The 13,127-nt window shown below is 60.8% G+C and carries 9 protein-coding genes; 1 reads left to right on the forward strand and 8 read right to left on the reverse strand.

The window, feature by feature from the left end; genetic code table 11:
• Positions 1 to 105: 105 nt before the first annotated feature.
• The 6 genes from purD to prmA form a co-directional block, all read right to left on the reverse strand.
• Complete coding sequence (purD, locus tag LOY54_RS02850; protein ID WP_258609177.1) at positions 106 to 1,401, reverse strand: phosphoribosylamine--glycine ligase; 1,296 nt, start codon at positions 1,399 to 1,401, stop codon at positions 106 to 108.
• Between the two features lie 145 nt (positions 1,402 to 1,546).
• Positions 1,547 to 3,154, reverse strand: a complete 1,608-nt coding sequence (purH, locus tag LOY54_RS02855) for a bifunctional phosphoribosylaminoimidazolecarboxamide formyltransferase/IMP cyclohydrolase (RefSeq protein ID WP_258609179.1) — start codon at positions 3,152 to 3,154, stop codon at positions 1,547 to 1,549.
• A gap of 82 nt (positions 3,155 to 3,236) precedes the next feature.
• Positions 3,237 to 3,557, reverse strand: a complete 321-nt coding sequence (gene fis, locus LOY54_RS02860) for a DNA-binding transcriptional regulator Fis (protein WP_003186237.1) — start codon at positions 3,555 to 3,557, stop codon at positions 3,237 to 3,239.
• Positions 3,554 to 4,567 carry a tRNA dihydrouridine synthase DusB gene (gene dusB / locus LOY54_RS02865; protein WP_045197001.1) on the reverse strand — a complete coding sequence of 338 codons (1,014 nt, stop codon included), beginning with the start codon at positions 4,565 to 4,567 and terminating at the stop codon, positions 3,554 to 3,556. Before dusB ends, fis begins: the two co-directional genes overlap by 4 nt.
• A 212-nt stretch (positions 4,568 to 4,779) precedes the next feature.
• Positions 4,780 to 6,045 (reverse strand): DUF3426 domain-containing protein, encoded by a 1,266-nt coding sequence (locus tag LOY54_RS02870; RefSeq protein WP_258609180.1) that lies wholly within the window; start codon positions 6,043 to 6,045, stop codon positions 4,780 to 4,782.
• Positions 6,046 to 6,085: 40 nt separating this feature from the next.
• Complete coding sequence (gene prmA / locus LOY54_RS02875) at positions 6,086 to 6,964, reverse strand: 50S ribosomal protein L11 methyltransferase (RefSeq protein WP_258609182.1); 879 nt, start codon at positions 6,962 to 6,964, stop codon at positions 6,086 to 6,088.
• A gap of 187 nt (positions 6,965 to 7,151) precedes the next feature.
• Between prmA and LOY54_RS02880 the strand changes: the two genes are divergently transcribed.
• A complete protein-coding gene (locus tag LOY54_RS02880) occupies positions 7,152 to 11,132 on the forward strand; it encodes a dermonecrotic toxin domain-containing protein (protein ID WP_258609184.1) in 3,981 nt (1,326 codons plus the stop codon).
• Positions 11,133 to 11,226: 94 nt separating this feature from the next.
• On the opposite strand, the gene accC is transcribed toward LOY54_RS02880, so the two are convergent.
• Entirely contained in the window at positions 11,227 to 12,582 is a 1,356-nt protein-coding gene (gene accC, locus LOY54_RS02885; protein ID WP_045197008.1) for an acetyl-CoA carboxylase biotin carboxylase subunit, read from the reverse strand.
• A gap of 17 nt (positions 12,583 to 12,599) precedes the next feature.
• The gene (gene accB, locus LOY54_RS02890) at positions 12,600 to 13,058 is read right to left on the reverse strand and encodes an acetyl-CoA carboxylase biotin carboxyl carrier protein (RefSeq protein ID WP_045197010.1); all 459 of its coding nucleotides are present in this window, start codon (positions 13,056 to 13,058) and stop codon (positions 12,600 to 12,602) included.
• Between the last annotated feature and the right edge of the window lie 69 nt (positions 13,059 to 13,127).

Below are 13,127 nucleotides of genomic sequence, written 5' to 3' on the forward strand. Positions count from 1 at the left end.
TGGTAACTATGCGCGGCGCGCCAAGCCGAAGGCAAGGCCCATGGCGGGCCCTGTCGACGAGCCGGGGGCAGGGCGCTCGTCGCGCCGCTGCCACCAGGCACCGGTTTACTCCTGGTGTTCACCGCGTTCGCGGGCAATGGCACGGTAGCCGATGTCCTTGCGGTAGAAGCTGCCATCCCAGTTGATCTCGGCTGCCAGGCGGTAGGCTTGTTGCTGGGCCGACTCGACGCTGCTGCCCATGGCGGTGGCGCACAGTACGCGGCCGCCAGTGGCAACTACCTGGCCGTCCTTGAGCGCGGTACCGGCGTGGAACACCTTGCCTTCAATCTGCGCTGCAGCATCCAGGCCGTGGATGACCGCGCCTTTGCTGTAGTCGCCAGGGTAGCCGCCAGCCGCCAGCACCACGCCCAGGCTCGGACGCGGATCCCACTGCGCTTCGACCTTGTCCAGGGCCTTGGCGAAAGCGGCTTCGATCAGCAGCACCAGGCTCGACTCCAGGCGCAGCATGACCGGCTGGGTTTCCGGGTCGCCGAAGCGGCAGTTGAACTCGATGACTTTCGGGTTACCGGCTTTATCGATCATCAGGCCGGCATAGAGGAAGCCGGTGTAGACGTTGCCTTCCTCGGCCATGCCGCGCACGGTCGGCCAGATCACCTGGTCCATGACGCGCTGGTGCACGTCGGCGGTGACCACTGGCGCTGGCGAGTAGGCGCCCATGCCGCCGGTGTTGGGGCCGCTGTCGCCGTCGCCGACGCGCTTGTGGTCCTGGCTGGTAGCCATTGGCAGCACGTTGTGGCCGTCGACCATGACGATGAAGCTGGCTTCCTCGCCGTCGAGGAACTCTTCGATCACCACGCGCGAACCTGCGTCACCAAAGGCGTTGCCGGCGAGCATGTCGCGTACGGCGTCTTCGGCCTCGCCCAGGGTCATGGCGACGATCACGCCTTTACCGGCGGCCAGGCCGTCGGCCTTGATCACGATCGGTGCGCCTTTTTCCCGCAGGTAGGCCAGGGCCGGCTCGATCTCGGTGAAGTTCTGGTAGTCGGCAGTCGGGATCTTGTGGCGCGCCAGGAAGTCCTTGGTGAAGGCCTTGGAACCTTCCAGCTGGGCCGCGCCCTTGGTTGGACCAAAGCAGTCCAGGCCGCGGCTGCGGAACAGGTCGACGACACCGGCAACCAGCGGGCCCTCAGGGCCGACGATGGTCAGGGCGACATTTTTTTCGGCGAAATCGGCCAGTTGCTCCAAAGCGCTGACGTCGATGTCGACGTTCTCGCACTTGGCTTCAGTGGCGGTGCCAGCGTTGCCCGGGGCAACGAAGACTTTTTCGACCCGTGGGTCCTGAGCGACTTTCCAGGCCAGGGCGTGTTCACGACCGCCGCTACCGATAATCAAAACGTTCATGTCAAAACCTCTATGAAGCTAATTCGGATAATGCTGGTTGGCGGGACTCTTGTGGGAGCGGGCTTGACCCGCGATGCGCTGTAACTGACAGATCGCAATCGCGGGTCAAGCCCGCTCCCACAGAGCCTGGCACCAGGTCCTGGTATCAGTGACGGAAGTGACGCATGCCGGTGAAGACCATGGCAATGCCGGCTTCGTCAGCGGCGGCGATGACTTCGGCATCGCGCATCGAACCACCTGGCTGGATTACCGCGGTGATGCCGACCTTGGCCGCGTTGTCGATGCCATCACGGAACGGGAAGAACGCGTCCGATGCCATGACCGCGCCCTGCACCTGCAGGCCGGCGTGCTCGGCCTTGATCGCAGCGATACGGGCGGAGTTGACGCGGCTCATCTGGCCGGCGCCGACACCAATGGTCTGGCGGTTCTTGGCGTAGACGATGGCGTTGGACTTGACGTACTTGGCCACTTTCCAGGCGAAGATCAGGTCGTGGATTTCTTGCTCGCTCGGCGCACGCTTGGTGACCACTTTCAGGTCGCCCTCGGTGATCATGCCGATGTCGCGGCTTTGTACCAGCAGGCCGCCGGTGACGCGCTTGAAGTCCCAGGCAGCGGCACGTTCTGCCGACCACTGGCCGCAGGCCAGCAGGCGCACGTTGGCCTTGGCCGCCACCACGGCGCGGGCTTCGTCGCTGACGCTCGGGGCGATAATCACTTCGACGAACTGACGCTCGACGATGGCTTTGGCGGTTTCGGCGTCCAGTTCGCGGTTGAAGGCGATGATGCCGCCGAACGCCGATTCGGTATCGGTGGCGTACGCCAGCTCGTAAGCCTGGCGGATACCGCCTTCAGCGTCGGGGCTGACCGCCACGCCGCACGGGTTGGCGTGCTTGACGATGACGCAGGCCGGCTTGACGAAGCTCTTCACGCATTCCAGCGCGGCGTCGGTATCGGCCACGTTGTTGTACGACAGCTCCTTGCCCTGCAACTGCACCGCGGTGGCGATGCCGGCTTCGGCCGGCTTGGCCTCGACATAGAACGCCGCGCTCTGGTGCGGGTTCTCGCCGTAGCGCATTTCCTGGGCCTTGGTGAACTGGCTGTTGAAGGTCCGCGGGAATTCGCTGCGACCTTCGGTGCTGAGGGTTTCAGCGGCCTGGTTCACGGTGCCCATGTAGTTGGCGATCATGCCGTCGTAGGCTGCAGTGTGCTCGAATGCCTTGAGCATCAGGTCGAAGCGCTGGGCGTAGGTCAGGCCACCGGCCTTGAGGCTTTCCAGGACCTGGCCGTAGTCGCTGGCGTTGACCACGATGGCGACGTCCTTGTGGTTCTTGGCCGCCGAGCGGACCATGGTCGGGCCGCCGATGTCGATGTTCTCGATGGCGGTCGGCAGGTCACAGCCCGGCTTGGAGATAGTGGCTTCGAACGGGTAGAGGTTGACCGCGACCAGATCGATCGGCTTGATCCCGTGCTCGGCCATGATGGCGTCGTCGGTACCGCGACGGCCGAGGATGCCGCCGTGGATTTTCGGGTGCAGGGTCTTGACCCGGCCGTCCATCATTTCGGCGAAGCCGGTGTAATCGGCAACTTCCACCGCGGCAACGCCATTGTCCTGGAGCAACTTGAAGGTGCCGCCGGTGGACAGGATCTCGACGCCGAGCTGTTGCAGCTCACGGGCGAATTCAAGGATCCCGGTCTTGTCGGAGACGCTGATCAAGGCGCGGCGGATCGGCAGGCGGGTAGTCTGGTCGGTCATTTCAGATTCCATAACGCGGTGGAGTCAGCAAAAAAGGCGACCTCATCGAATGGGAGCCGCCTTTTCTGGTTTGGATGCTTGCTTACAACAAATCGTACTGCTTGAGTTTCTTGCGCAAGGTGCCGCGGTTGAGCCCGAGCAGCTCGCTGGCCTTGGTCTGGTTGCCCTTGACGTAGTTCATTACGCTTTCGAGCAACGGCGCTTCGACTTCCGAGAGCACCAGGTTGTACACGTCCGTGACGGCCGCGCCCTCCAGATGGGCGAAATAGTTGTGCAGCGCCTTTTCCACACTGCCGCGAAGGGTCTGACCCTCTTCGCTCGGCGTATTCAGGTGCTGTTTCAGGTTGACGTTGTCGCTCACGGGCGTTGTTCCACTCACTAAAGTCTCGGTCATCATCGTCATGCGGCCACCCCTTGTCCGTCCTCTGTCTCAAGGCTCTGTTCACGCTCGCTGAAGAAGCCGCGAACGTTGGCGCACTGCGCTTGCGTGTCTTCCAAACGGTTGAACTGGGCGCGAAACTCCTTGGCGCCCGGTAGCGTTGCCAGGTACCAACCAACGTGCTTGCGGGCGATACGTACGCCCATCACATCGCCATAGAAGGCGTGCAACGCGGTCAGGTGCTCCAGCAGAATTCGTTCCACTTCGTCCAGCTGCGGTGCCGGCAGTTTTTCGCCGGTACGCAGGTAATGCTCGATCTCGCGAAAGATCCATGGCCGCCCTTGGGCAGCCCGGCCAATCAGCAGACCGTCGGCACCGGTGGCATCCAGCACCGCCCGGGCTTTTTCTGGCGAAGTGATATCGCCATTGGCAAAAACCGGGATCGACACCGCCTGCTTGATCGCCGCGATGGTGTCGTATTCGGCTTCACCGGTGTAGAGGTCGGCGCGTGTGCGTCCATGTACCGCCAGTGCCTGGATCCCGGCCTGCTCGGCGATCCTCGCCACAGTCAGGCCGTTCTTGTTGGCCCTGTCCCAGCCAGTGCGGATCTTCAGCGTGACCGGCACGTCCACGGCGGCAACCACCGCGTGGAGGATTTCGCTGACCAGGGCTTCATCTTTCAATAAAGCAGAGCCTGCGGCCTTGTTGCAGACTTTTTTTGCCGGGCAGCCCATGTTGATGTCGATAATCTGCGCGCCGGCCTCGACGTTGGCCCGGGCCGCCGCTGCGAGCATCTGCGCGTCACCGCCGGCGATCTGTACCGAGCGCGGCTCGGGATCACCTTCGTGAATCATGCGCAGGCGCGACTTGCGGCTGTTCCACAGGCTCATGTCGCTGCTGACCATCTCCGACACCACCAGGCCTGCACCCATTCGTCGGCACAACTGACGAAAGGGCTGGTCCGTGACCCCGGCCATGGGCGCGAGGATCAGGGCGTTCTGCAGTGTGTATGGGCCGATGCGTACCGCCGACATAGGAGTTCCCTGTTGTGGGGGCCGATCTTAGAGTTCGAAAAAGGGTTGGCATGATACCCGCTCTCGGTGACCGGATAAAGATCGATTTGGATAAAATCTGAACAGTTGGCTTTGAGCTTCAAGCTGCAAGCTTCAAGCCGCAAGCAAAAACGGATCAGCGCATGGGGCTGCTTTTCCTTGTGGCTTGACGCTTGCAGCTTGCCGCTCGCCGACTATTCCGGCGACCGAAACGACAGGCTGTAGTTGACCGCCTTGGGGCCCGGATCGAGGATGTCCAGGGCGATGTGGATCGGCGTCTGGCTGGGCATTTCGCCCTTGCCGGCCAGTTCACCGCTGAGGTACTCGGTGGGCTTGAAGCGGCGGCTGGCGATCAACTGGCCATTGAGGTCGGCAAAGCGCAGCTCCAGCAGCGGGAACGGCTGGGCGAAGGGCGCCCGGTTGTAGATGATCGCATCGACGATCAAGGCACCGTTGAAGTCCGGGTGGCTGCGCACCACCAGGTTACTGCTCTTGATCCGGGCGATATCGACCCGCGACGGCACCTGGCAACCGACGGTCGGACAGACCGCCTGGAACCACGGGCGGTAGCGGTCCTGGCGGGCCAGTTCGTCGAACTGGTACCAGATGTATTGGCCGGCCAGGGCCGCAGCGGCCAGCAAAATCAACAGGATCCACAGCAGGCGCCGGGCCCAGTTGACCTTGGGCTTCTGCCAGTCGAGCTGGATCGGATCGTCGACCAGGTCGAGCAGCGGCTCCTTGCGCGCCGGGCGGTTGCTGACCGGGCCCAGGCCCGGTTCGCGGCGCTCGTCGAACTCGGGTTCGGGGCTGTCCAGAGGGTCCTCAGGCTCGCGCGCCGACAGACGCTCGCCGGCCAGTTCGTCATCATCGGCGCGTAGCGCAGCGGCAGGTGCCAGCGGGGCGTCGAGGTCGTCATCGATGGCATCCAGCGACAGCGATGGCTCGGTACGCTCGCCGGGTGCCGGCGCGAGGTCCAGGGCTTCCTGCTCGATCAGCGGCGGTTGCGGCGCGTCGAGCTCGGCACTGAGTTGCTCGCGCTCGGCGGCCGGGCTGCTGAACAGGCTGTCGGGCCAGTGCTGGTCGTCTTGCTCGGGGCTGTCGCGGTGCGCGCTGAGGCTCTCTTCGCGTGGTGCGGCGGCCTTGAACTCGGTGGTCGGCTGGATTTCGCGCTGTTCCAGGCGCGCCAGCTCCTGATCGAGGTCGAGCTGGTCGAGGTCCAGCTCGGCGGCGCTCCACTCGTGCGGGCTCGGTGCTTTTGTGGGTTCCGCCACTGGCTCGACCGGCACCGGCGTTGCAGGCGGGTTCTGCGCCGCGCTTTGCTCCAGCAGTTGCCGGGCGGCGTTGAACACTTGCAGGCAGGCGCCGCAACGCACCATGCCGCGGGCCACGCTCAACTGATTGTGGCTGACGCGAAAGCTGGTCTGGCAATGCGGGCACTGGGTGACGAAACTGTCGGTCATGCGGCGGTCCGGGTTATGCAGAAGGTTATTCTAGGCGCACTTAGCGGCGGCGACCACTGATGCGTACCCAGCCATCGCGTACGGCGATCGGGTCGAGGTCGAAGTCCTTGGCGTAGGCCGCGGCAACTTCATCACCCTGCTCGGCGAGAATCCCCGACAGCGCCAGCAGGCCACCCGGACGTACCAGCCCGGACAGTTGCGGGGCCAGCGAGACCAGCGGGCCGGCGAGGATGTTGGCGACCAGTACGTCGGCCTGCATGGCCGGCATGTGCTCGGGCAGGTACAGGGCGAATTTCTCGTCGGCGATGCCATTGCGTCCGGCGTTGTCGCGCGAGGCTTCCAGGGCCTGCACGTCGATGTCGGTACCGACCGCTTCACGGGCACCGAGCAGCAGCGCGGCGATGGCGAGGATGCCCGAGCCGCAACCGAAGTCGAGCAGCTGGGTGTCTTTCAGGTCCTGGCCGTCGAGCCATTCCAGGCACAGTGCGGTGGTCGGGTGGGTGCCGGTGCCGAAGGCCAGGCCCGGGTCGAGCAGCAGGTTGACCGCCTCAGGCTCCGGTGCCGCGTGCCAGCTTGGCACGATCCAGAGGCGCTGGCCGAAACGCATCGGCTGGAAGTTGTCCATCCAGCTGCGTTCCCAATCCTGGTCTTCGATGACTTCGGCCTGGTGCTCCGGCAGTTCGGCGCCGGTCAGCAACTGCAGGTGGGCGAACACCGCGCTGGCGTCGGTATCGGCTTCGAACAGTGCCAGCAGGTGGGTATGCGACCACAGGGGGGTGGTGTTGAGGTCCGGTTCGAAGATCGGCTGATCTTCGGCATCCATGAAGGTGACCGAAACGGCGCCTACTTCGAGCAGGGCATCTTCATAGGTTTCGGCTTGTTCCGGGCTGATGGCCAGACGTACTTGCAGCCAAGGCATGGCGGGCACCTTTGGAAAAATCTACAGGGGCAGCCCGAGGCTGCGAAAGCGCGCAGTGTACGCCAGGTCGTCGTTAAAGTGGATAAGCACGGCAGTCGCCGCAGCGCCTGGCGGGGTAGTAACTATGTAGCAACAAGGCTCACTGCGACGGATCAGGATGATGGGTCTTTTGAAGAGGAGCAATGTAATGGACCACAACACTGACCCCCGTCGGAGCGTCAACGATACGAGCGACATAATCGTTACGCCTTCTCCTGCGGTGTCCACTGTCCATGTTCTGGAAAGATTGGTCGAGTGGAAAGCGGCTTATGACCCGCTATTGCTCTCGCAATCAACGCTCTTGGGAGTGTTGGAAGAACTTCTGTTGGTCGAGCTGCGGACGATCTACAAGGAGGGAAATATTGACCCCCATTTTATTACTGCGCTGACCAGTAAGGTGCTGGAGCGGATCATCGACCCGGACTCGGCAACTGCTGACCCTGAGCAAGATATGCCCTATCAGTGGCCGGGCGCGTGGCCGCAGAGGATTGATGCCGGGCGTCAGGACGCTGTGACGCAAGCGATAGAGGGGGCGGTGGTTACGTTCATCGATAACTACAAGGATTACCTTGCGCGTCACTGGAACGTTGCGACGGCAAGCCCGGTGGAGAAGGGGACGTTTGAGAGGTTGGTCAAACGCAGGCTGGAGGAGCACCAGGCCGCTATCGACGTGCTGTTTGAGCCTGCCAACCTGGTCGGGCAGAGCGCCAGCGATCTAAGGGGAAAAATTGTAGAACTGCAGAATGCCTGGCGACAACCGGTCTCGTTGCGGGTGTTGGCAACGCCGCAGGAGTGCACGGAGCTCGATGCAATAGCTCGGTCGCAGACGCCTGAGTGGTTGCGGGTTCTTGATAAAACCAACCTGGCGATGTTGCGTGCGTGTCATGAGCGTTCTGCCCACGCGCAAGCAGTGTTGGAGCCATTGATTGGAGAGGTGAGCTCCTTGCGTGGCTACGCTCGGCAACTGGCCAAGGAGTACATCAGTCTTGAACTGGATGTTGTTGTCGAACCCGATGACATTAACGTGCAAATGGACTGGAAAATTCGCAGTGGCAAAGAGGTGCTGAAGGGCAGCTTGAGTGAGTTGCTGGCATCCGGCCCGCTACGTAAGGACGCCGTGTCCAATATCGCTGTCGTCAGCGATAGGTTGCGCAATCAGCCGCTTTCAAGCGCTTTCATTGCCGGGCTAATGGCAGAAATAGATGCCCCGGCCGGCTACCTCCAGGCACTTAAGCAGAAGTATGACCGATCCGATGTCAAGGAGGCTCTGTTCGACTTGCGCAAGGCGCGTTTGCAGCAAAGTGCATTCATGGCGCGCTGCGCAGGTCATATGAAAGTTACCAGTTATGACGATCTTGAAAAAGTGTGGGGGGACGAGGCGGAGGAAGCATCCGATCGTGTTCTACGGGTTTGCGGTTTAACCCTTCTCGCTACGATGAAATGCGTCGATATTTTGCTGTTTTATCGTGAAGACAGGGCGGGTGTAATTAGCGATTTATTATTGTATGCCCCCGGGAAACCTGATGGTCAAGAGTGGATAGCGTTGCACTCCCTTATTGCTGTGAGTGAGGAGGTCGGCAATTGGACCGCCAGCGCGGAGGGTTGTGAGTACCTGTTGCAACAGCTATCGCCAGCCCATCGTGAGGCGGCGCAAGCACATTTTGCCGCTGTGCAGGACAAGCCGACTTTATGGGAACAGGGCAAGGATCTCAGGGGGGCCGTGACAGGGTTTCGTGCATGCATTGAAGATGCGGTCGCGATGGAGCAGGTCAATCATCTGCAGCAGGTTGAGCGGGAAGACTCCCCCCCTTGGTATACGCAGTCGGCTGCTGATGAGCGACGGATCATCAGCAGCTTGAACAAAGAACTGCAGGTGCTCGAGAAGACGTTCACCGAGCAGATGAAAAGCTATGAAGTGTTCGCGGTATTCGCAAAACGAACGGTGAAGGAAGCAATCACGCCTTATTTGCGTGAAAAGGGGGTGCTGGAACCCGTCGATCCCGAAACGATTCAAATCGACTATATGCCTGGGCTGGGGGATGGCGCGTCGCTTACTGCCAACCTTGTAGATCTGGCAATCTACGGGTACGACGATAACTCGGGTATCGACAACCCCAACAGGGGCGTGCGGTCATCGGTTGGGCAAGACCTCAGTCAGGTTCGAAGTGCTGATCTTGCACAATACGTTCGAAGAGCCTATCTAGGGGGAAAGTATGCGCAGAAGATCCGTGCGCAGTTTCTCGATTCCCAGGACTCGCTCTATACAAAGCGCCGCAGCATTTACGGTAACACGCTGCTGGTCAGGATGGATCGCGATCTGCGGGTTGCGTTAGTCAGGTCGCGTTTGAGCGTTGACGAACACGCTCAGCTCTCCCGGCTAGTTTCCTTACTGGGAGTGATGAGGCCTGCCGACAGTGACATTACACCTGGAACAGTTGTGCAGCGTAGCGGCGTGTTCAAGTTTACTGTCAGCGGTTACGTTGTCGTCGGCGCCTATGTGTTTCGCGTGATCGATCAGGACACTGCAGAAGATTGGCTGTACATGCCTGATGCGCCGGATGGTGTGGTGCTTCGTCGATACCAGGATTTCTCCGCGCAGGCGTCAGGCACGTTGCGTGACTATGTTGTTGAGCGGGTAGCACTGACTGCGCGTACTTCAGTGAAGCGCTCGCTGAGAAATCTGTCCGACGGTACGGGGCACCTTGATGCCTTGCGCGAATTCAATCGTGTAACCGATGTGGGTGCCGAGTTCGATGCCTATATTGAACGTGCAATTACCGATGTGGAAGACACCACTACCAGTCGCGCCGAAGTGATAAAGGGCCAAGTCATAAAGGGCGTGCTCTTCGCTTCTGCGCCGATATGCATGGTTTGTCCGCCATTTGTTTTGATTCTGGACATAGCGTTTTTGACCCTCAGCATCAAGCAGGCGGTCGAGTCTCATAGCAAGGGCGACACATCTGGCGCGTTGGTGCACTGGTTAGAGGCGTCTTGGGGGGTGCTGTTCGCTGAGTTTGGGGGGATTGCCAGGATTTTTTGGCGAGGGGCCGTAACCTTGAAGCAGAGTGTGAGGCCTCTGTCTCACGCTTTTTCCAGGGGCCGGACGGCGATGGGCGGGCGACAGGCGGCCCAATCAGAGATGCAGCTTTGGCGTTTTGATAGCTGGGCAGTGGCGAGAAAGCCTAACAAGCTGGAGCAAGTGACCGAAGAGGGCATCTGGCAAGGTACATACCGCGACCCGGCCAGCCAGAAGCGCTACGTGAAGAGCAAAGACAAATTCTTCGAGGTAGTCGACGATCAGGCCTTCATCGGTTTGAGTGTGGTCAATCCTCGTAACAGAGGGTCAAGTTACAAGTTAGGTATTCGTAGGCGGGCGAATGGCGAGTGGCAGTACAGCCCTCCGGGCATCAGAGGGGGCAACGAAGACGTGTCCAACCTAGGACGTATCAGCGATCTGCGAGAGGCTTTTCCCGGTCATGTTCAGCCATCTCCGGTGCGGGGGGCAATGCAGGGTGAAGCGGTAGTGGCACGGTTTGTCAGTACAGAAGCGGATAATTACCTGTATTCACTCAATGCCCAGACCTGTGTGATCGCATCCATGTACAACCCGCTTACCAAGGCAGGGGCAGTCATTCATTTCGACCACAACATCCGTTCGTTGATCGAAGATGCTGTCAAGAAGGTGACGGAATCGCTAGGGGGAGCCGCTGCAGCGAAGAATATTCGCTCTACCCTGGTTGGGGGTGATTGGTTGTCGGGTGGTGCCGACATTGGCGGCCCCGTCAGGGAGGTGATGCGCCGCCATGGGCTGCAGCCGAGCTGGGACTACTGGTCGTACTCCTCCTGCTTCGGCAATACTTATGGTGTGGCGCTGGATCTGCGCAATGGCGCGACCTCGGTGTTCAGGACATCGCAGGACCAGGTCGTAGGTTTCTACGGTCCTGTACTGGGAACGGCGAAAGGCGGTGCCAAGGATTCAGTCGCCATGAGGGCGCGAAATTTTATTGCGCGTTTCAGGCGGGACCCGCTGGTGGAGAACGCCAATAGCGTGGTTCGCAATCATCAGGGACGGCAGGCGACACAAGAGGAGATTAAGCAGCAGGCCATCTCTATCGTGGCGCTGACTTAGTAACGGCGTTCGCTGCGTCTTTGACCAATGGTTACAGACAAAAAAAGACCCCGGTCCAGTAGTGGGCCGGGGTCTTTTTTACATCACTGGCGAATCACTCCTGGCTAGCCAGTTTGTGTTCCAGGTAGTGAATGTTGACGCCGCCTTTGCAGAAACCTTCATCACGCACCAGGTCGCGGTGCAGCGGGATGTTGGTCTTGATGCCGTCGACGACGATCTCGTCCAGGGCATTGCGCATGCGTGCCATGGCTTCGTCGCGGTCCTTGCCGTAGGTGATCAGCTTGCCGATCAGCGAGTCGTAGTTCGGTGGAACTGCGTAACCGCTGTACAGGTGCGAATCGACGCGAACGCCGTTGCCACCCGGGGCGTGGAAATGCTTGACCGTGCCTGGGCTCGGGATGAACTTCTTCGGGTCTTCGGCGTTGATCCGGCACTCCAGCGAGTGACCGCGAATCACCACGTCATCCTGGGTGAACGACAGCTTGTTGCCAGCGGCGATGCTGAGCATCTCCTTGACGATGTCGATACCGGTGACCATCTCCGAAACCGGGTGCTCCACCTGAACACGGGTGTTCATTTCGATGAAGTAGAAACGACCGTTCTCGTAGAGGAACTCGAAGGTGCCGGCGCCACGGTAGCCGATCTCGATGCAGGCATCGACACAGCGCTTGTAGACTTCCTGGCGGGCTTTTTCATCGATGCCCGGTGCCGGTGCTTCTTCCAGTACCTTCTGGTGGCGGCGCTGCAGCGAGCAGTCGCGGTCACCCAGGTGCACGGCGTTACCCTGGCCGTCGGAAAGGACCTGGACTTCCACGTGACGTGGGTTGGTCAGGAACTTCTCGAGGTAGACCATCGGGTTGCCGAAGGCTGCGCCAGCTTCGGTGCGGGTCAGTTTGGCCGAGGCGATCAGGTCCTCTTCCTTGTGCACCACGCGCATGCCGCGACCACCACCGCCACCGGCGGCCTTGATGATCACCGGGTAGCCGACTTCACGGCCGATGCGCAGGGCTTCTTCTTCGTCTTCCGGCAGCGGGCCGTCGGAACCTGGCACGGTCGGAACGCCAGTCTTGATCATCGCGTCCTTGGCCGAAACCTTGTCGCCCATCAGGCGAATGGTGTCGGCTTTGGGGCCAATGAAGGCAAAACCGGAGTTCTCGACCTGCTCGGCGAAATCGGCGTTTTCCGCGAGGAAACCGTAGCCTGGGTGAATGGCGGTAGCGCCGGTCACTTCAGCCGCGGCGATGATGGCCGGAATGTGCAGGTAGGACTGGCTGGCCGAAGCAGGACCGATGCAGACCGACTCGTCTGCCAGGCCCAGGTGCATCAGTTCGCGGTCAGCCGTGGAGTGTACGGCGACGGTCTTGATGCCCAGCTCTTTGCAGGCACGCAGGATCCGCAGGGCAATTTCCCCGCGGTTGGCAATCAGGACTTTTTCCAGCTTCGCAGACATCGTTGGCTCTCCGCGGTTCAAACGATGGTGAACAGCGGCTGGTCGAACTCAACCGGCTGACCGTCTTCTACCAGGATGGATTCGATCACACCGCTGGTTTCAGCTTCGATGTGGTTCATCATCTTCATGGCTTCGACGATGCACAGGGTGTCGCCTTTCTTCACGGTCTGGCCGACTTCAACGAAGGCTGGCGAGGCAGGCGAGGCTTTGCGGTAGAAGGTACCGACCATTGGCGAACGGGCAACGGTGCCGTTCAGTTTTGGTGCGCCAGCTTCGGCTGGAGCGGCGGCAGCGGCCGGGGCGGCGGCTGGTGCGGCAACAGGAGCGGCGACTGGAGCCGGAGCGTAGTACTGCTGGGCTGGAGTCTTGCTGTGGCGGCTGATCCGTACGGATTCCTCGCCTTCCTTGATCTCCAGCTCGTCGATGCCAGATTCTTCCAGCAGTTCGATCAGTTTCTTGACTTTACGGATATCCATTAATCATCAACTCCCAAGGTTCGGTCAGGGGCGTAAATATAAAAACGTGTTAGCAAACGTTTCTTGTGA

The organism is Pseudomonas sp. B21-032, from assembly GCF_024748965.1.
Taxonomy (GTDB): domain Bacteria; phylum Pseudomonadota; class Gammaproteobacteria; order Pseudomonadales; family Pseudomonadaceae; genus Aquipseudomonas.